At 60.7% G+C, this 18,156-nt stretch carries 15 protein-coding genes and 1 riboswitch; of the genes, 6 read left to right on the top strand and 9 right to left on the bottom strand.

What is annotated here, in order from left to right; translation table 11 throughout:
* Positions 1-57: 57 nt before the first annotated feature.
* Positions 58-1,371, top strand: coding sequence for an isocitrate lyase (gene aceA / locus ACW5XD_RS16395; RefSeq protein WP_043137483.1), 1,314 nt, complete (start codon positions 58-60; stop codon positions 1,369-1,371).
* Between the two features lie 111 nt (positions 1,372-1,482).
* Here the strand turns inward: aceA and hda are convergent, their stop codons facing one another.
* From hda to upp, 3 genes are all read right to left on the bottom strand, one after another.
* Positions 1,483-2,184 (bottom strand): DnaA inactivator Hda, encoded by a 702-nt coding sequence (gene hda, locus ACW5XD_RS16390; RefSeq protein ID WP_016351307.1) that lies wholly within the window; start codon positions 2,182-2,184, stop codon positions 1,483-1,485.
* 103 nt (positions 2,185-2,287) lie between these two features.
* Entirely contained in the window at positions 2,288-3,307 is a 1,020-nt protein-coding gene (locus tag ACW5XD_RS16385; protein ID WP_456495769.1) for a DUF2066 domain-containing protein, read from the bottom strand.
* Positions 3,308-3,454: 147 nt separating this feature from the next.
* Positions 3,455-4,081, bottom strand: a complete 627-nt coding sequence (gene upp / locus ACW5XD_RS16380; protein WP_043137488.1) for a uracil phosphoribosyltransferase — start codon at positions 4,079-4,081, stop codon at positions 3,455-3,457.
* A gap of 175 nt (positions 4,082-4,256) precedes the next feature.
* Between upp and purM the strand changes: the two genes are divergently transcribed.
* Positions 4,257-5,294, top strand: a complete 1,038-nt coding sequence (gene purM / locus ACW5XD_RS16375) for a phosphoribosylformylglycinamidine cyclo-ligase (RefSeq protein ID WP_456495768.1) — start codon at positions 4,257-4,259, stop codon at positions 5,292-5,294.
* 32 nt (positions 5,295-5,326) lie between these two features.
* Positions 5,327-5,965, top strand: coding sequence for a phosphoribosylglycinamide formyltransferase (purN, locus tag ACW5XD_RS16370; protein WP_456495767.1), 639 nt, complete (start codon positions 5,327-5,329; stop codon positions 5,963-5,965).
* Positions 5,966-6,084: 119 nt separating this feature from the next.
* Here the strand turns inward: purN and ACW5XD_RS16365 are convergent, their stop codons facing one another.
* The 5 genes from ACW5XD_RS16365 to ACW5XD_RS16345 form a co-directional block, all read right to left on the bottom strand.
* The gene (locus tag ACW5XD_RS16365) at positions 6,085-6,846 is read right to left on the bottom strand and encodes a Nif3-like dinuclear metal center hexameric protein (RefSeq protein WP_456495766.1); all 762 of its coding nucleotides are present in this window, start codon (positions 6,844-6,846) and stop codon (positions 6,085-6,087) included.
* A 179-nt stretch (positions 6,847-7,025) separates the two neighbouring features.
* Entirely contained in the window at positions 7,026-8,369 is a 1,344-nt protein-coding gene (locus ACW5XD_RS16360) for a sigma-54-dependent transcriptional regulator (protein WP_456495765.1), read from the bottom strand.
* Positions 8,366-9,400, bottom strand: a complete 1,035-nt coding sequence (locus ACW5XD_RS16355; protein ID WP_456495764.1) for a sensor histidine kinase — start codon at positions 9,398-9,400, stop codon at positions 8,366-8,368. Before ACW5XD_RS16355 ends, ACW5XD_RS16360 begins: the two co-directional genes overlap by 4 nt.
* 106 nt (positions 9,401-9,506) lie before the next feature.
* Complete coding sequence (locus ACW5XD_RS16350) at positions 9,507-10,928, bottom strand: sigma-54 dependent transcriptional regulator (protein ID WP_456495763.1); 1,422 nt, start codon at positions 10,926-10,928, stop codon at positions 9,507-9,509.
* A 268-nt stretch (positions 10,929-11,196) separates the two neighbouring features.
* Complete coding sequence (locus ACW5XD_RS16345) at positions 11,197-12,063, bottom strand: DUF2726 domain-containing protein (RefSeq protein ID WP_456495762.1); 867 nt, start codon at positions 12,061-12,063, stop codon at positions 11,197-11,199.
* Positions 12,064-12,255: 192 nt separating this feature from the next.
* On the opposite strand from ACW5XD_RS16345, the gene ACW5XD_RS16340 reads away from it, so the two are divergent.
* From ACW5XD_RS16340 to ppx, 3 genes are all read left to right on the top strand, one after another.
* Positions 12,256-12,768: a glycine cleavage system protein R gene (locus tag ACW5XD_RS16340; protein ID WP_456495761.1), complete on the top strand. Its 513-nt coding sequence runs from the start codon at positions 12,256-12,258 to the stop codon at positions 12,766-12,768.
* A gap of 75 nt (positions 12,769-12,843) precedes the next feature.
* Entirely contained in the window at positions 12,844-14,913 is a 2,070-nt protein-coding gene (gene ppk1 / locus ACW5XD_RS16335; protein WP_456495760.1) for a polyphosphate kinase 1, read from the top strand.
* On the top strand, positions 14,903-16,393 hold the full coding sequence (gene ppx / locus ACW5XD_RS16330; RefSeq protein WP_456495759.1) for an exopolyphosphatase: 1,491 nt from the start codon (positions 14,903-14,905) through the stop codon (positions 16,391-16,393). Before ppk1 ends, ppx begins: the two co-directional genes overlap by 11 nt.
* A 58-nt stretch (positions 16,394-16,451) precedes the next feature.
* Here the strand turns inward: ppx and mgtE are convergent, their stop codons facing one another.
* Positions 16,452-17,795: a magnesium transporter gene (mgtE, locus tag ACW5XD_RS16325; RefSeq protein WP_456495758.1), complete on the bottom strand. Its 1,344-nt coding sequence runs from the start codon at positions 17,793-17,795 to the stop codon at positions 16,452-16,454.
* Between the two features lie 122 nt (positions 17,796-17,917).
* Positions 17,918-18,087, bottom strand: a riboswitch (M-box (ykoK) riboswitch).
* Positions 18,088-18,156: the final 69 nt, after the last annotated feature.

The following is an 18,156-nucleotide window of genomic DNA, read 5'->3' as shown; positions in this document are numbered from 1 at the left end:
GGGGCTCGCCAATAACAAGTCAATGGAAACGTGAAATCAATGAAAGAGGGAACTGATATGGCACTGACCCGTGAGCAACAGATCCAGGCTATCGAGAAAGACTGGGCGGAAAACCCCCGCTGGAAAGGGATCAAGCGCGGCTACAGCGCCGAAGACGTGGTGAATCTACGCGGCAGCTTGCAGCCTGCGCACACCCTGGCTCAGCGCGGCGCCGACAAACTGTGGGAATTGATCCACGGCAGCGCCAAGAAAGGCTACGTCAACTGTCTCGGCGCCCTGACCGGCGGCCAGGCGGTGCAGCAGGCCAAGGCGGGCATAGAGGCCATCTACCTCTCCGGCTGGCAAGTGGCGGCGGACAACAACCTCTCTTCCACCATGTATCCGGATCAGTCCCTCTACCCGGCCAACTCGGTCCCGTCCGTGGTGGAGCGTATCAATAACTCGTTTGCCCGTGCCGACCAGATCCAGTGGGCCAACAAGGTGGGTCCGCAGGATGCCGGTTTCATCGACTACTTCCTGCCGATCGTGGCGGATGCCGAAGCCGGTTTCGGCGGCGTGCTGAACGCCTTTGAACTGATGAAGGGGATGATTGAAGCAGGCGCCGCCGGCGTGCATTTCGAAGATCAGCTGGCCTCGGTGAAAAAATGCGGTCACATGGGTGGCAAGGTGCTGGTCCCCACTCAGGAGGCGGTACAAAAGCTGGTCGCCGCCCGTCTGGCAGCCGATGTCTGCGGCACCACTACCCTGGTGATTGCCCGTACCGACGCCAACGCGGCCGACTTGCTGACCACGGATGCAGATCCTTACGACGCTGGCTTCCTGACCGGTGAGCGCACTGCAGAAGGCTTCTACAAGGTGCAGGCCGGTATCGAGCAGGCCATTTCCCGTGGCCTGGCCTATGCCCCTTACGCCGACATGGTGTGGTGTGAAACCGCCAAACCGGATCTGGACGAGGCGCGCAAGTTTGCCGAAGCCATCAAGGCGCAGTACCCGGACACTATACTGGCCTACAACTGCTCCCCCAGCTTCAACTGGAAGAAGAACCTGGACGATGCCACCATCGCCCGCTTCCAGCAGGAGCTGTCCGACATGGGCTACAAGTACCAGTTCATCACCCTCGCGGGCATCCACAACATGTGGTTCCACATGTACGAACTGGCCTACCAGTACGCCCGTGGCGAGGGGATGAAGCACTACGTCGAGATGGTGCAGGAGCCGGAATTTGCCGCCGCCAGCCGTGGTTACACCTTCGTGGCACACCAGCAGGAAGTGGGCACGGGTTACTTCGACAAGGTGACCACCGTCATCCAAGGTGGCCAATCGTCAGTGACAGCGCTGACAGGTTCCACCGAAGAAGATCAGTTCCACTGATAACCGCATGACGCGAGCCACCTCGCTCGAACAAAAACCCCGGCCTGGTGCCGGGGTTTCTTTTTTGCTCGCCACTCAAGGATTCAGCGCAGACAGGCGGTCGCCGCTGGCTCAGAGTTCGAGGATCTCTTTGACAAAGGGGATGGTGAGCTTGCGCTTGGCGCGAAATGAGGCGTTATCGAGCTGATTGAGGGTGGTAAGCAGGGTGCGCATGTCGCGGGAGAGTCGGTTGAGCAGGAAGCGGCCCACGTCGATGGGCAATTTGAAGCCCCGCAGCTCGGCACGCAGCTGCAGGGCACTGAGCTTGCCTTCATCATCCAGCTCGTCGAGATGGAAACTCACCCCCCAATCGAGACGGGAGGCGAGATCCGGCAACTGCAGCCCCAGCTTGCGCGGTGCGCTGCAACCTGTGACCACCAGCGTCCCCTCGCCCTTCTCCTGCCAGCGATTGTAGAAATCGAACAGGGCCCGCTCCCACAGCGCATTGCCGGCGATGGCTTCCAGACTGTCCAGACAGACCAGCGGCAGGCTTTCGAGGGCGTCGAGCATGCTGGGATCCAGCTGTTCGAACTGATCGAGGGAGAGATAGGCCGCCGCCGCATCGCGGGCATTGACCTCGGCGCAGGTGGCGTGGAGCAGGTGGGAGCGTCCCGATCCCTTGGCCCCCCAGAAATAGAGGAAAGGTGATCCCTGACCGATGGCCGCATTCTTGAGGGCGGTGATCAGATGAGCATTGTTGCCGGGATAAAAACTGACGAAGGTTTCATCATCCGGTAATTGTACGGCTAAAGACAGTTGGGCCGGTTGCTTCACTCGTTGGGCTTTGACTGTGACATTTGTGGCTGAGTGTATCATCGCAAAGGCAGATAGAGAACCGCCCGGACTTGGCCGGGCGGTTGGGACAAGGCAGAAATGATCAGGGCTGCGACCATTGGTAGCGCAAACCGCTGTCATTATCATCAATCTGGCGCAACCGGCTCTCCAGTTGCAAGCCGCGGATGAGCTCGGCCTTGTCCCCCTGCAATGCGAGGTTGAAGGTGACCTTGTCCCCCTCCAGCTTGCCGATCTCCACCTTGGTCACGCTGGCCATGCCCTGCAGCATCTTTTGCACCGTGATCATGCCGTCGATGCCGGACAAGCCTTCCACCACTAGGGTCTGGCTGGAAGCGACACCCGAGATGCGCGCCCCGTAATTCTGTACCAGCCAGCCCGCCAAGGCGTCGGCAAAGCCCTGTGCCACCTCGGCCTGGGTCCCCGTCCCTTCTCCCTTGGTCAATTCTGCCAGCTCACCGCCGGCCTTGGGTCCATAGAGGCCCCAGTCGATGCTCCACTTCTCCCCTTCCGGAGTCAGCTTGCCCAGCACCACCATCTCGGCGCCATAACGCTGGCTCGCCTTGAGGATCGGGTCGGCGAAGCGGCCCCAAACATCGGTGGCATTGACCGCCATGTTGTCATCGAGATCCATCAAGGGAATGCTGACCGGCAGACCCAGGGCCTGGCTCTGGGTACGCAACGCGGCGGCCCAGCCATCGCTGGACTGATCCGGCAGGACGCGGCGTTCTCCCTCATTGATCACCAGCCAGATGGCCACCTGCGGTCGGGCAGGCCCAAGCAGGGCAAATTTGCTTTGGGAGATCAGGGCGTTGACCTTGGCGACGTCAAAATCGGCCTTGAGAAACTTGACCGGCCCCACGTCCTGATAGCCGTAGTGCTGCACATAGTCGCCAGGGGCTGCCAGCGCCTTGACCACGGCCGGCTGGGTGAGGATATCCCGCTTGCCGGTCACCTTGACCAGCACATCCCCCAACGCCTGGGACTGGGCCGCCACCATGTCGCCGCTGGTGGGCGCCTTGCCCTGATAGAGATCGGTCACCTGAGCGGCCGACACCATGAATGACAAGCCGCAGCAGAGGGCGGTCACAACACGTTTGAACATGAGAAGAGTCTCGAAATGGGAGATGGTGCTTATGGTAGCGGCAAGGCGCGCATTGCAGCAAGCTGGAGGGGGATAAACAGCAAAGCCGGCGAGGAGCCGGCTCAGTTCCCATCCTTAACCAAAGAAGGCAGGTTAAGGCATCAGGAGTTATTTGGTGCCAAAGATCTTGTCGCCGGCATCGCCCAGACCCGGGACTATATAGCCCTTCTCGTTCAGGCCTTTGTCGACGGAGGCGCAGTAAAGCTCTACATCGGGGTGAGCGGCTTCCAGCGCCTTGATCCCTTCCGGCGCGGCAACCAGCACCAGCACCTTGATGGACTGGCAGCCTTTCTTCTTCAGCAGATCGATGGTGGCGATCATGGAACCGCCGGTAGCCAGCATGGGGTCGATAACCAGCGCCAGACGCTCTTCGATGTTGCTGACGATCTTCTCGAAGTAGGGAACCGGTTGCAGGGTCTCTTCATCGCGGTAGATACCGACCACGCTGACGCGGGCGCTCGGCATGTGCTCCAGCACGCCATCCATCATGCCCAGACCGGCACGCAGGATGGGCACGACCGTGACCTTCTTGCCCTTGATCTGGTCAACTTCCACTGGCCCGTTCCAGCCATCGATGGTAACCTTCTCGGTTTCGAAGTCAGAGGTCGCTTCGTAGGTCAACAAACTGCCCACTTCTTTGGCCAGTTCACGGAAACGCTTGGTGCTGATATCGCCTTCACGCATCAGCCCGATCTTGTGTTTGACCAGGGGGTGTTTGACTTCAACGACTTTCATTATTATCTCCTCTAACTGCCGCAAAAAAATCGCGGAATCATACAACAAAAGCCCGCGCTTGTAGAGTTTTTCCGCGCAAAAACGCGCAAACGATTTCCTTTCTGCTTTTACCCGGCCACTGTTAGAATACGCCCCGAATTTTACCCTCCACTTCTTTATATGACGGGGAATACGCGTGACTGACAAAACCTCACTGAGCTACAAGGATGCTGGCGTAGATATCGATGCCGGCAATGCACTGGTTGAACGTATCAAGGGCGTGTCAAAGCGCACTCGTCGTCCTGAAGTCCTTGGCGGTCTTGGCGGCTTTGGGGCCCTGTGTCAAATCCCTGCGGGCTACAAGGAGCCGGTGCTGGTTTCCGGCACCGACGGGGTGGGCACCAAGCTGCGTCTCGCCATCGATCTGAAAAAGCACGATACCGTCGGCATCGACCTGGTGGCCATGTGCGTCAATGACCTGATAGTGCAAGGTGCCGAGCCGCTGTTCTTCCTCGACTACTATGCCACCGGCAAGCTGGACGTAGACACGGCCGCCGCCGTGGTCACCGGTATAGGTGCCGGCTGCGAGCAGTCCGGCTGTGCCCTGGTGGGCGGCGAAACCGCCGAGATGCCGGGCATGTATGAAGGGGAAGACTACGACATCGCCGGTTTCTGCGTCGGCGTGGTGGAGAAGAGCGAGATCATCGACGGCAGCAAGGTCGGTGACGGCGATGCCCTGATCGCCCTGGCCGCCAGCGGCCCCCACTCCAACGGCTTCTCTCTGGTGCGCAAGATCCTGGAAGTCTCCAAGGCCGACGTGCAGCAGCCACTGGGCGATACCACCCTGGCCAACGCTCTGCTGGAGCCGACCCGTATCTACGTCAAGCCTGTGCTCAAGCTCATCAAGGAGTGCGAGATCCACGCCCTGTCCCACATCACCGGCGGCGGCTTCTGGGAGAACATCCCCCGCGTGCTGCCCGCCAACACCCAGGCGGTGATCGACGAGCAGAGCTGGCAGTGGCCGGCGGTGTTCAGCTGGTTGCAGCAGGCCGGCAACGTCACCCGCCACGAGATGTACCGCACCTTCAACTGCGGCGTCGGCATGATCATCGCCCTGCCGGCGGATCAGCTCGAGAAGGCGCTGACCCTGCTCAAGGCGGAAGGGGAAAACGCCTGGCATATCGGCCACATCACCAAGGCAGCCGACGGTGAGGAGCAGGTCATCATTCAATGAATGACCGAGTCAACAGCCAAATGACCACCCCAATGAAACGCATCCTGGTCCTTATCTCCGGCAGCGGCAGCAACCTGCAGGCGATCCTCGACAATTGCGCCAACGGCAAGATTGCCGGGGACGTGGTCGGCGTCATCAGCAACAAGGCCGATGCCTATGGTCTGGTTCGCGCCAAACAGGCGGGGGTGGCCACTGCCATCCTCGCCCAGCAGCAGTTTGCCAACCGGGCCGAGTATGACGCGGCCCTGTTGGCGCTGATGGTGGACTATCAGCCCGATCTGGTGGTACTGGCCGGCTTTATGCGGATCCTGAGTGCCGACCTGGTGCGTCACTTTGCCGGGCGGATGGTCAATATCCACCCCTCCCTGCTGCCCAGGTACCAGGGGCTGCACACCCACCAGCGCGCCATCGATGCCGGTGACGACGAGCATGGCGCCAGCGTCCACTTCGTCACCGAAGAACTGGATGGCGGCCCGGTGATCCTGCAGGCACGTGTCCCCATCTTCGAAGGGGATGATGCTGACGAGGTGGCGGCACGGGTACAGGTGCAGGAGCACAGCATCTACCCGCTGGTAGTGCAGTGGTTCTGTGAAGGCCGGCTGCAGATGCTGGATGGGGCCGCTCTGCTCGACGGCGCCCTGCTCGGCCCCGCAGGTTATGCCTGCGAGTAACGGCTAATCACAGCATGCAAAATGTAACAAAGGGAGGCTTCGGCCTCCCTTGTCATTGCTACATATTAACGCGATGACCGCGATCATGTCCGATTACGCCGCTACGCGGCTAATCGAACCTAGACCGGATTGTCGATATCGATAAAGGTGACCTCCAGCCCGTGCACGGTCGCCAGCCACTCCCCCAGCGCCTTGACGCCATAGCGTTCGGTGGCGTGGTGGCCGGCAGCGTAGAAGTGCATCCCCATCTCGCGGGCGGTATGGATGGTCTGCTCGGAGGCTTCGCCGGAGATAAAGGCATCGATGCCCTGCTCCGCCGCCAGATTGATGTAGCTCTGGCCACCGCCGGTGCACCAGGCCACGGAGCGAATAAGCTCGGGGCCGCTGTCACCGCAATGCAGCGGTTCACGACCGAGCCGCTCGGCAATGAGCTTTGCAAAGTCGCTGCCGCTCATCGGCTGTTCCAGCTTGCCCACCATGGCGACGCTCTTGCTGTTCCAGGGCTCCAGGCCGCGGAGCACCTTGATATCCAGCAGCTTGGCGAGCTGGGCGTTGTTGCCCACCTCGGGATGCACATCCAGCGGCAGATGATAGGCAAACAGGTTGATGTCGTGGGTCAGCAGGGTCTTGAGGCGACGCTGCTTCATGCCGGTGATCTGAGCCGGTTCACCGCTCCAGAAATAGCCATGGTGCACCAGGATGGCATCGGCATTGGCGGCCACGGCCGCATCGATCAGGGCCTGGCTGGCGGTGACACCGGTCACCACCTTGCGAATACGCTCGCGCCCTTCCACCTGCAAACCATTGGGACAATAATCCTTGATGGCATGCGGTTCGAGCAGATGGTTGAGTACGGTTTCGAGTTTTCGATGAGAGATCATAGGGGTCCCTTATAAAGGCGCCGACCCCTGTGGTGCGATGCAAACAGGGCCCGGGCTCATAACGCCGAGGCCCCATGATAGTCGAGGCTGGCCAGCAAGACCATGATGCTTCCACACTCAGGCCAGACGCAAATATCCAGATACCCGCAAAGTGGATAACAGTGGCAGGATCTCGCCCCTCAGGCGGGCAGATCGATCCCCGCCTCCCGCATCTGGGCCAGCTTGTAGCGCAGGGTGCGTGGGCTGATACCAAGCCGGTCGGCCACCGCCTTGCGGCTGCCGTTGCAGTCTTGCAGGGTATCGAGGATGATCTGGTGCTCCTGCTGCTTGAGCTCACTGCCCAGATGCTCGCTGCCGCTGCTGCGCTCGCCGCCGGTGAAGCGGATCTCCTCCTCGTCCACCTCTTCCAGGATGAGGTGCTCGCAGCCGATGAGCCCATCCGGGCTCAGGATCAGGGCACGCTGCACCACGTTGTCCAGTTCCCGCACGTTGCCGGGCCAGGGGTGGGCCAGCAGGCGTTCGCGCGCTCCATCTGCCAGCTGCGGCGTCGGCAGCCCCTGCTGGCTGGCATGCAGTGCCAGCAGGTGTTCTGCCAGCGGCAGTATGTCGCCGGGACGCTCCCAGAGCGAGGTCCAGCGCAGGGGGAAGACGTTGAGACGATAGTAGAGATCCTCGCGGAACAAACCGTCCTGTACCGCCTTCTTGAGATCCCGGTTGCTGGTGGCGATGACCCGCACATCGAGGGGGATCATCTTGCGGCTGCCGAGCCGCTCCACCTCTTTCTCCTGCAAGACCCGCAGCAGCTTGGCCTGCAGCCCCAGATCCATCTCGGTGATCTCGTCGAGCAGCAAGGTGCCGCCCTGGGCCTGTTCGAACTTGCCGGGGCACCCTTGCACGGCGCCGGTGAAGGCCCCCTTCTCGTAGCCAAACAGGGTCGCCTCCAGCATGTTTTCCGGAATGGCGGCGCAGTTGATGGCGACGAAGGTCTGCTCGGCGCGGCTGGAGTTATCGTGAATGTAGCGCGCCAGCACCTCTTTCCCTGTTCCGCTCGGGCCTGTCACCATGACGGTGGCTTCGCTTCGGGCTACCCGGGTCGCCAGCTGGAACAGCTCGGCCGTCTTGGGATCCCCGTAGACCACGGCGCGCTTCTCCACCTTCTGGGCCGGTACATAACGACTGACCTGGTTGAGCAGCACCTCGGGCGAAAACGGCTTGGCGAGGTAGTCGATGGCCCCTTCGCGCATGGCGCGCACGGCCCCGTCTATGTTGGCGTAGGCGGTCATCAGGAGCACCGGTACCTGGGGGTATTGCTGGCGAATGTTGGCCAGCAGGGTCAGGCCATCCATGCCCCCCATCTGGATATCCGAGATCACCATGTCGAAGCTCTGGCGCGACAACGCCAGCAGGGCGCGCTCGCCGCTGTCCGCTTCACGGCACTCGTAGCCGCCGAGCAACAGGGTATCCACCAGCGCCTCGCGCAGGCCATTGTCATCTTCCACGACCAGAATACGGGCCTGAGTCATGCGACACCTCCAAGCTGCACCGCTTGCTGATGCAGGGGAAACGACAGGGTAAAGCAGGTGCCTTCAGCGGGCACTGAGGCCACGCTGACCTCCCCCTGATGGGCACGGACCACGGATTGCACCACCGCCAGACCCAGGCCTGTGCCTTGGGAGCGGGTGGTGAAGAAGGGTTCGAAAATCTGGTTGAGCAGGTGGGCGGGCATCCCTTTGCCATTGTCGAGGATGCGCATCTCCACCCGGGCGCCGCTGCGCACCGCACTCACCAGCAGCGAGGTGGCCCCCGCCTGCTGGGCGTTGGCGATCAGGTTGTTGATGGCCCCCGCCAGCGCATTGCTGTTGGCGAGCAGGCAGAGATCCGGCTCGGGCGCCTCCATGTGCAGCTCACAGCCCTGCTGGTTGCAAAATGCCTCGGCACCGGCCTGCACCTCCGCCAGCAATCCCTGGACCGAAATGGGCGTCACCACCTGGTTGTCACCGTTGCGGGCGAACAGCAGTATGTCGTTGATCTGTTTCTCCAGATCCTTGAGCCGGTCCATCAGCTTTTGCTGGAACTGGCTGCGAGACTCGGGCTTGAGGGTGCGGTTGGCCAGGTTGGCCGCATAGAGCATGGCGGCGGAGAGCGGTGTGCGGATCTGGTGTGCCAGCGAGGCGGCCATGTTGCCCAGGGCAGACAACCGCTTCATGTGGTTGACTCTGTCCTGCAGTTTGCGGGTTTCGGTGAGATCCGTGATGAACACCAGCTGGCCGGGTTGATCCGGCAGCGGCTGGGTCGAGAGTTGCACCCGACGGCCGTCGCGCAGGGAAATCTCGTGGCCGTCATCTTCACGGGGCTGGAAACAGCGAGCGATGATCTGGCGCCAGGCCTGGCCTTCCAGCGGCTCCCCCAGCAGCGCCAGGGCGGCGGGGTTGGCACGGGTGATACGACCCTCGCCATCGAGCAGCAATACACCGGTCGGCAGCGCCGTGAAGATGGCGTAGAGCTGGCTCACCTCGTGAGACTGGAGTGGGTTGTCTTGCTGCTGGGCTGTCATAAAGCTGACCTCAAACTGGCTATTGGGTCAGGTTATTCAATTTCCATGCCACTAAAATTATCACTATAAATCAAAGCCTTGAACAAAGGCGTCAAGGCTTTGACCCTTATACTTCCTTGCTCATCCCGTATTTTTTCATCTTCTCCACCAGGGTGGTACGACGCATGCCGAGCAAGTCGGCAGCGCGGGCCACCACCCCGTCCTGGGATTCCAGGGCCTGACGGATCAGCTCCACCTCAAGGTCGGCCAGCATCTCCTTGAGATTGACCCCCTCCTCCGGCAGCTGCATGGCTCGGGAGTGGCAGGCATGGTGCTCCAGTTCGGGGGGATCCTGGAACACGGCTGCCAATGCATCGCGCTCGTCCATCTCGGTCAGCCGCTCATCCCTCGGCTCGCACGGCAGCAGGCGATAGCGACTCGGCAGGTCGGCCACATCGACTATCTGTTGCGGGTAGAGGATGAGCAGTCGCTCCAGCAGGTTGGAGAGCTCGCGCACATTGCCGGGCCAGGGGTACTGCATCAGGGACTCCAGGGCCCGCTGGGTGAGGCGAATGATACCCTGATGCTGCTCGGCATGGCGATTGAGCAGCTCCTGCAGCAGCAGGGGAATGTCGTCGATACGATCCCGCAGCGGCGGCGTCTCGATGGGGAAGACGTTGAGGCGGTAGTAGAGATCTTCCCGAAAACCCTGGGTGCGGATCATGGCCTCCAGATCTCTGTGGGTAGCCGCTATGATGCGCACGTCCGCCTGAATGGGCTTGCCACCGCCCACCCGATCGAACAACCGTTCCTGCAATACCCGCAACAACTTGACTTGCATCGGCAAGGGCATGTCGCCGATCTCGTCGAGGAACAGGGTCCCGCCCTGGGCCAGCTCGAAGCGGCCCCGGCGGGCGGCGATGGCGCCGGTGAAGGCGCCCTTCTCGTGGCCAAACAGCTCGCTCTCCAGCAATTCGGCCGGGATGGCGCCACAGTTGATGGGCACGAAGGGGCCACCGCTGCGGGGAGAAAGCTCGTGAATGGCGCGGGCCACCACCTCCTTGCCGGTCCCCGACTCGCCGAGGATCAGCACGTTGGCTTCGGTCTCCGCCACCTGGCTGATGAGACGGCGCACCTCCTGGATGCCCCGCCCCTTGCCCACCAGCAGACGCAGCAGCGCCTGGCCCTTGTCGTGAGTCTGCTGACGGGGATGCAGGGAGACAAACGCCTGACAGAAGTGCAGATGACGGGTGAGGGATTCGTAGGTGAAGGGCGCTTCGGCGACGCCGATGAAGTTGCTGTTGGGAAAGTCCGCCTCGACCAGAGACAGGAAGGGCACGCGGGGGAAGCTGGCCAGCAGCTCATCCAGCGAACGGCCGGTCAAGGTTCCCGCCAGCACCCCTTGCAACGGGCCGGACGACTCGATGGCAACATCCAGCTCGTTCTCGACTATCTCCTGCCACGGGATCCCCATGAACGAGAGCACAGTGCCCAACTGTTGGCGCCGCTGCGCATCGGCATCAACAATCAATACTCCCATCGCCATCATATACATCCCTCTTACTAGTCGACGTAACTTATTGTTTTATTGTGCTTCTGTGGTCTAGCCACGCACTTTATGCAGGAGGCACAAAGTGCCAAAATTCCGACGCATTGTCAAAAAATGTCGCATTTAACCTAAGTTTATCGACGCAACTGCGACATAAGATAAATTTTGTCGCCTCTTTTTTTGATGAGGGCGTGAACAAGCACAAGAGGCGGGGCTATCAGCCACCCATTTCCGGCCCCATGACGGGGTCGGAAATGGCGACAGGGGATCAGTGATGGGCGTTCGTGTGGGGCGCGGCGTAGCGGCACTCGGGGAAGCGGCTGCAGGCCATGAACAGGCGACCAGCATGAGGGCCTTTTTTGGCCTCCCGCTCGACCAGCGGGGCATCGCAGCGAGGGCAATGCGGTGCCTGGTGCGAGTGGTGGTCCTCTTCGTCGTCCACATCGGCAAACAAGTTGTCCACCAGCTCGCTGTCCGTGGCAGAAACCAGGGCGCTCTTGACCGGTGTCGACATGGTCGAGGAACTGGAAGACGAGCGTCCGCCATGACGGGTCTCTTCCGTGTCGACGCCATCGAGCAACAGGGGGCTGAAGGTCGGCTCGCGACGCTCGCCAGGCATCAGCTCGTCGCTCAACGGTGCAGTCGTCTTGCTCAACAGCGGCAGGATCAGATCCCGCAACTCTTCCACCTGATAGTGGCTGCTTGCCGGGATCTGCAGCAGCGGCAAACCTGCGCTGTCGAAGGCCGCCTTGAGGAAGCTGTCCCTGGCTCTGCGCTTCTGCTGGCGGTGGGAACTGTCATCGAGCTCAATGGCGCAGATGAAGGAGAGGTCGGCCGGATGGCAGAGCAGGTAATCCACATGCTTGGCGCTGATCTTGTTGAACGCCTGCTGCCACTTGCTCTTGCCCATGCCCGCCTCCGGCGTCAGCACATCGGCCACCCGCACCTTGGCAAACACCCGGGCCTGGTCACCCACCGCTAGATCCAGCACGCCGAGAAAGGAGCGCTCGGCCGGACTGAACAGGGTCTCCTGCACATCATAGGGCAACGGCTTGCCTTTCTTGCCTCGGGTCCAGAAGACCGCCAGCAAGAGCAGCACCAACAACACCAATCCCGATACGACAAGGGTATTCATGAGCGCACTATCCAGTTCACAAAACAAAAGAGGGGCATCACTCTACCACAGGGGCCCAGTGGCAGGCAGCGCTGAAACATGGCCCGCCCCCTCCCTTCTGCGCTTTTTCACCCTATTTACGCCGGGCGGGGCTTCATATGGCCTGTCACAGCAGGCACAATGCTACAGAAACCCAATTCCAAGGAGAGCAGGATGCAAAAGCAATTGGTCGTGACCGTAATAGGCACAGACAAACCCGGCATAGTCGAGAGTCTGGCGGATGTCATCACTCAGCAGCAGGGCAACTGGCTGGGCAGCTCCATGAGCGAGCTGGCGGGACAATTTGCCGGCATCCTGCACGTGACAGTGCCCGACGAGCACTACCGCAGCCTGTGTGAGGCACTGGTGATGCTGCCCGGCCTCACCGTCAGTTTTGCCGAAGGCCAGCCTGGCCAGGAGCCGGAACGTCAGGTGATGCTCAGCGTCACCGGCAACGACAGGGCCGGCATTGTCCACGAAGTGGCCAGCATATTGCGCCAGCTCGACATCAACGTGTCTGACCTCACCACGGGTTGCGAGCCGGCCCCCCACTCCGGCGCACCGCTCTTCTATGCCCACGCCCTGGTGGCTCTGCCACCCCAGCTCGAACTCGACGATCTGATCAGAGCGCTGGAATCCCTCTCCGACGATTTGGTGGTCGACATAGACCAGGCATTTACCGACTGAGCGGATGGTCATCACTCTGTCATATTTTTACGCCATTACTGCCGCGCAGACGCGACCTGACCACAGAGGCATCACATGAGCACCGACAAGCAGTATGAAGAGAAAGAGCTGAGCTGGCTCTCATTCAATGAACGGGTGTTGCAAGAGGCGATGGACAAGACCGTGCCGCTCATAGAGCGGGTCCGTTTTCTGGGGATCTTCTCCTCCAACCAGGATGAATTCTTCAAGGTGCGGGTGTCGGACGTCAAGCGCCGCATCCTGATCAACGAAGTGCATGGTGGCGACGACGAGGCCAAGGTGCTGCTGCGCGCCATCCAGCAGAAGGTGATGGCGCTCGGCGAAGCGTTCGACAACACCTACAAGGAGCTGTTGATAGCGCTCGCCCGTCACAACATCTTCCTGGTCAACGAGTACCAGCTCTCTGAATCGATCCAGCAGTGGCTGCGGGTCTTCTTCAAGGAGAAAGTGCTGCGCCACATCATCCCGATCCTGCTCAACAAGGAGGTCAACCCGGTCAAGTTCCTCAAGGATGAGTACACCTATCTGGCCATCGAGATGAAGAAGAACGGCCAGGTGATCCAGTACGCACTGGTGGAAGTGCCGACCGATGACCTGCCCCGCTTCTTCCAGCTGCCACCGGAAGGCACCCGTCGCAAGAAGCAGATCATCATCCTCGACAACGTTATCCGCTTCTGCCTTGACGAGATCTTCAAGGGCTTCTTCGACTACGACGAGATCGCCGCCTATGCGGTCAAGCTGACCCGGGACGCCGAGTATGACCTCTCCGACCAGCTGGACTTGAGCCTGGTGGACAAGATGAGTGACGGCCTCAAGCAGCGCCTCACCGCCATGCCGGTGCGCTTCGTCTACGAGCGGGAAATGCCGGCCGCCATGATAAGCTTCCTCAAGCTCAAGCTGCAGATCAGCTCCTATGACGCCATCATGCCCGGTGGTCGCTATCACAACTTCAAGGATTTCATCGGCTTCCCCAACGTGGGCCGGGACTATCTGGAAAACCCCAAGCTGCCAGCCCTCGATTGCCGCGACTTCGACGGTTTCGTCAACGCTTTCGACGCCATCACCAAGCAGGACATACTGCTCTACTACCCGTATCACAAGTTCCACCACTTCACCGAGCTGGTACGTCAGGCGGCGTTCGATCCGGCGGTCAGCGCCATTCGCATCAACATCTACCGGGTCGCCAAGAAGTCGCGGATCATCCACTCCCTCATCGATGCCGCCAACAACGGCAAGAAGGTGACCGTGGTGGTGGAGCTGCGCGCCCGTTTCGACGAGGCGGCCAACATCGACTGGGCCAACATTCTCACCGACGCCGGGGTCAAGGTGGTGTTCGGGGTGCCGAGCCTCAAGATCCACTCCAAGCTCTGCCTCATCACTCGCCACGAACATGGCGAGGCGGTGCGCTACGCCCACATCGGTACCGGCAACTTCAACGAGAAAACGGCGAAGATTTACACCGACTTCTCCCTGCTGACCCGCCACCCGGACATCACCGCCGAGGTGGAGGGGGTGTTCGAGTACATCGAATATCCCTATCGGCGCTACAAGTTCAACCACCTGCTGGTCTCCCCCATCAACAGCCGCCGCCAGCTCTACCGTCTCATCGACAACGAGCTGGCCAACGCCAAGGCGGGCCAGCCGAGCGGTATCACCCTCAAGATCAACAACCTGGTAGACAGGGATCTCATCAACCGGCTCTATGCCGCCGGCCAGGCCGGGGTGCCGATCCAGATGATCATCCGCGGCATGTGCGCCCTGCGTCCTGGGGTGCCTGGCCTCAGCGACAACATCAGGGTGATCAGCATCATCGACCGCTTCCTCGAGCATCCGCGAGTCATGGTGTTCCATAACAAGGGCAACCCCCAGCTCTATATCTCCAGCGCCGACTGGATGAGCCGCAACATAGATGGCCGGATCGAGGTGGGGACTCCCATCTATGACGAGCGCCTCAAGCAGCGCATCCAGGATATTTTGCAGCTGCAGCTCAGCGACACCTGCAAGGCAAGGGTCATAGATGCAGATCAGCAAAACGCGTATGTGAAGCGGGGCAACCGCCGCAAGATCCGCTCCCAGGTCGCAATTTACGACTATCTCAAACGCATAGAGTCAAACAATGGACAATAGCCTGTACGCCGCAGTGGATCTTGGCTCGAACAGTTTTCACATGGTGATCGCCCGTCTCAACGAGGGACGTCTGCAGATCGTCGATCGCATCAAGGAGCGGGTACGGCTGGCGGAAGGGATGGACGGCCAGCGCCGCATGTCGGTGGAAGCCATGGCCCGGGGACTGGACTGCCTCGCCCTGTTTGCCGAACGGCTGACCAACATCAAGCCGGATCAAATCCGCATTGCCGGTACCTATACCCTGCGCCGCGCCAGCAACGCCCGCGAATTTGTGAGCGAAGCCGCCAAGGTGTTGAACCATCCCATCGAGATCATCAGTGGTCAGGAAGAGGCACGCCTCATCTATCAGGGCGTTGCCCATACCCAGCATATCGAGGGCCAGGTGCTGGTGGTGGACATTGGCGGTGGCAGCACGGAGCTCATCATAGGTGAAGGCTTCGAACACAAGGCACTCACCAGCCGCAAGATGGGCTGTGTCAGTTTCACCCAGCGTTTCTTTGCCAACGGCAAGCTGAGCGACAAGGCTTTCAACGGCGCCGTGCTGGAGACGCAACATCAGCTCGCCCCCATCATCAACCAGTATCGCAAGCTGGGCTGGCAGAGTTGCCTCGGCAGCTCAGGGTCGATTCGCACCGTGCGCGACGTACTGCAAGGAGAAGGCTGGACCGACGGCAGCATCACGCTGGCGGGGCTGGAGCGGCTCAAGCGGGAAATGCTGGACCACAAGCGAGTCGATCAGCTGAAGCTTGCCGGTCTGACCGAGGAGCGTCAGGAGGTATTTGCCGCCGCAGTGGCCATACTGCTTGGGCTGTTTACCTCCCTGCCCATAGAGAGAATGGAATATTCGGACGGTGCCCTGCGCGAAGGGCTGCTGTATGAGTTTGAAGAGCGATTGCAGCACCACGACATTCGCGAGCGTACCGCGCTGGCCCTCTCAACCCATTATCGCATCGACAAGCGTCAGGCCACACGGGTCGAGCAGAGCGTGCTGACCCTGTTCGATACGCTGAGCGAGCCCTGGCAGATGCAGATCGAACCCTATCGCGCCATCCTCGGCTGGGCGGCGCGGTTGCACGAGATTGGTCTGGCCATCAACTACAGCGGCATCCACCGCCACTCCGCCTATATCTTGCAGCACACCGACCTGCCCGGCTTCAATCAGGACGATCAGTCCCTGCTGGCGGCCCTGGTGCGCTTTCAGCGCAAGGGGCTCAAACTTTCCGAACTGCCTGCTCTGCCCAACCACGATGAGCAGACGGTGCTTCGCTGCATCCGCATCCTGCGCCTTGCGGTGGCGGCCCACCACAGACGCCAGGACAACCTGCTGCCAGAGTGGCGGGTGCAGGCCGCCGGGGATCAGCTGGTGGTCACCCTGCCCACCGACTGGTGCGAGGAGAACCGCCTGCTGATCCAAAACCTGGAGAAGGAGCACCGCTATTGCCAGGAGCAGGGCTGGCCCCTGCTGTTCCAGCTCGGGTGATCGTTCACCTCAAACGAAAGAAGGCAGCCGATGGCTGCCTTCTTGCTTTCTGTCGGTGTCACTGCAGCTCGGGCAGCAACCACTTGGCCATCTCGAAGTAGATGATGAGGCCGGTACCGTCCACCAGGGTGGCGATGAAGGGGGCAGACACCACGGCCGGATCGATGCGGAAGCGACGCAGCACCATGGGGATAATGGACGCCACTGTGGCGCTCCACAGCACGATGGCAATGATGGTAAAGGTCACAACCATGCCGATCTCGGGACCGACACCCAGACTCCAGGCACGGATCCAGGCTGCCACTGCGATCGCTGCCGAGATGAGCAGACCAGTGGACAGCTCCTTCTTCAAGACAGTCCCCAGATTGCGCATGCTCACTTCGCCAACCGCCATGGCGCGCACTATGGTGGTGGTGATCTGGGTACCACTGTTACCCCCGGTGCCGATCAGCAGTGGAATGAAGAAGGCCAGCGCGATGGCGGCTTCCAGCTGCTCCTCAAACGCCCGCAGCACTGTGCCTGTATAGGCTTCGGCCACGAACAGGATCAAGAGCCAACCCACCCGCTTGCGCCACAGTTGCCAGGGTGTGGCCTGCAGATAGGGGGTATCGAGCGGCGAGGAACCGCCCTGCATCTCCGCATCCTCGGTAGATTCGAGTTCCAGGATGTCGGCGGCATCGTCCACATGGAAGATCCCCACCAGCTTGCTCTGCTCTTCCACCGGCAGAGTGGAGAGATCGCGGTCAATCAACAGGCGGGCCGCCAGCTCCTGATCCGCCCTGGCGTTGATGCGCACCGTCTCCCTGTCCATCAGCTCACTCACCGGCAACAAAGGGTCGGCAATCAGCAAGGATTTGAGCGAGATGCTGCCGAGCAGACGGTTGTCTTTGTTGACCACATAGAGGTTCTGGAACAGCTGGGCATTGTCCCAGGCATCGTGGATCAGCTGTTTTGCGCTGCCTACCGTCTCCTGATCGCCAATGGCCAGGAACTCATGGCGCATGTTGGCACCGACCGATTCGGTCGGCCAGTCGAGCAGGGAGTAGAAGGTGGACTGCACCTGCTCCGGGAAGCGAGAGAGCAGCATGGTGCGATCGCTGCTACCGAGTCGGCGCAGGATAGCCAATATGTCACGCCGGGGCATGGCTCCCTGCAACACGCTGACGATGCTGGCATGCAGCCGCATCAGTAGCCGCCCGGCACACTCCGCCGACAGTGAACAGAGCAGTGCCGCCCCCTCGCGAATGGGCAAGGTATCGAAGATGCAGTTGAGCTCTTCCGGACGCAGGGTCAGCAGTTGATCGGCGCGCTGAACCGGATCCAGGTTATGTTGCAGCCAACCCTGCAGGGTGGCCAGATCGAGCAGTTGATGACGATTGAGTAATGTCTGTGTTTTCTTCATCACAAAGGACCTCATGTGATTCCAGGCAGAGCCTGAGCGCGAACGGATATCCGGTCGCGGTCTGAAAGAAAACAGCAATTTGATTGACGAGTAATAGGCAGGAAATGACGCCGTCCGGCGTGTCATCATCCCCACGTACCAGCTTTAGCACTGTATAACGTATCCGGCATGCCGGAAGCCACTTGGGTTTACACCTTAATCCGATGAAAACTGTCCTGAGCTTGGGCGTCTCTCGACGTCGTGAGATCAGTGGCCTTTGTTTATACAGGAGCCTCGCCTAACGAGATGCTGCAAATAATCGCACAACCCTCTGTTGTGCGGGCTGCATGATTATCGAATGATCAATAGGAGTCAACCTGCC

The sequence above is a fragment of the Aeromonas enterica genome, assembly GCF_054052465.1.
This window is presented reverse-complemented; position numbering and strand designations above follow the sequence as displayed.

What these genes read in the sequence shown, in the direction of transcription:
- ACW5XD_RS16385 (WP_456495769.1), bottom strand. Translation starts at nt 3,307, where the DNA reads ATGTTCAAACGTGTTGTGACCGCCCTCTGCTGCGGCTTGTCATTCATG.
- ACW5XD_RS16360 (WP_456495765.1), bottom strand. Translation starts at nt 8,369, where the DNA reads ATGACTCAGGCCCGTATTCTGGTCGTGGAAGATGACAATGGCCTGCGC.
- ACW5XD_RS16365 (WP_456495766.1), bottom strand. Translation starts at nt 6,846, where the DNA reads ATGATCTCTCATCGAAAACTCGAAACCGTACTCAACCATCTGCTCGAA.
- ACW5XD_RS16345 (WP_456495762.1), bottom strand. Translation starts at nt 12,063, where the DNA reads ATGAATACCCTTGTCGTATCGGGATTGGTGTTGTTGGTGCTGCTCTTG.
- ppk1 (WP_456495760.1), top strand. Translation starts at nt 12,844, where the DNA reads ATGAGCACCGACAAGCAGTATGAAGAGAAAGAGCTGAGCTGGCTCTCA.
- mgtE (WP_456495758.1), bottom strand. Translation starts at nt 17,795, where the DNA reads ATGAAGAAAACACAGACATTACTCAATCGTCATCAACTGCTCGATCTG.
- upp (WP_043137488.1), bottom strand. Translation starts at nt 4,081, where the DNA reads ATGAAAGTCGTTGAAGTCAAACACCCCCTGGTCAAACACAAGATCGGG.
- aceA (WP_043137483.1), top strand. Translation starts at nt 58, where the DNA reads ATGGCACTGACCCGTGAGCAACAGATCCAGGCTATCGAGAAAGACTGG.
- ACW5XD_RS16355 (WP_456495764.1), bottom strand. Translation starts at nt 9,400, where the DNA reads ATGACAGCCCAGCAGCAAGACAACCCACTCCAGTCTCACGAGGTGAGC.
- purN (WP_456495767.1), top strand. Translation starts at nt 5,327, where the DNA reads ATGAAACGCATCCTGGTCCTTATCTCCGGCAGCGGCAGCAACCTGCAG.
- ppx (WP_456495759.1), top strand. Translation starts at nt 14,903, where the DNA reads ATGGACAATAGCCTGTACGCCGCAGTGGATCTTGGCTCGAACAGTTTT.
- ACW5XD_RS16350 (WP_456495763.1), bottom strand. Translation starts at nt 10,928, where the DNA reads ATGATGGCGATGGGAGTATTGATTGTTGATGCCGATGCGCAGCGGCGC.
- ACW5XD_RS16340 (WP_456495761.1), top strand. Translation starts at nt 12,256, where the DNA reads ATGCAAAAGCAATTGGTCGTGACCGTAATAGGCACAGACAAACCCGGC.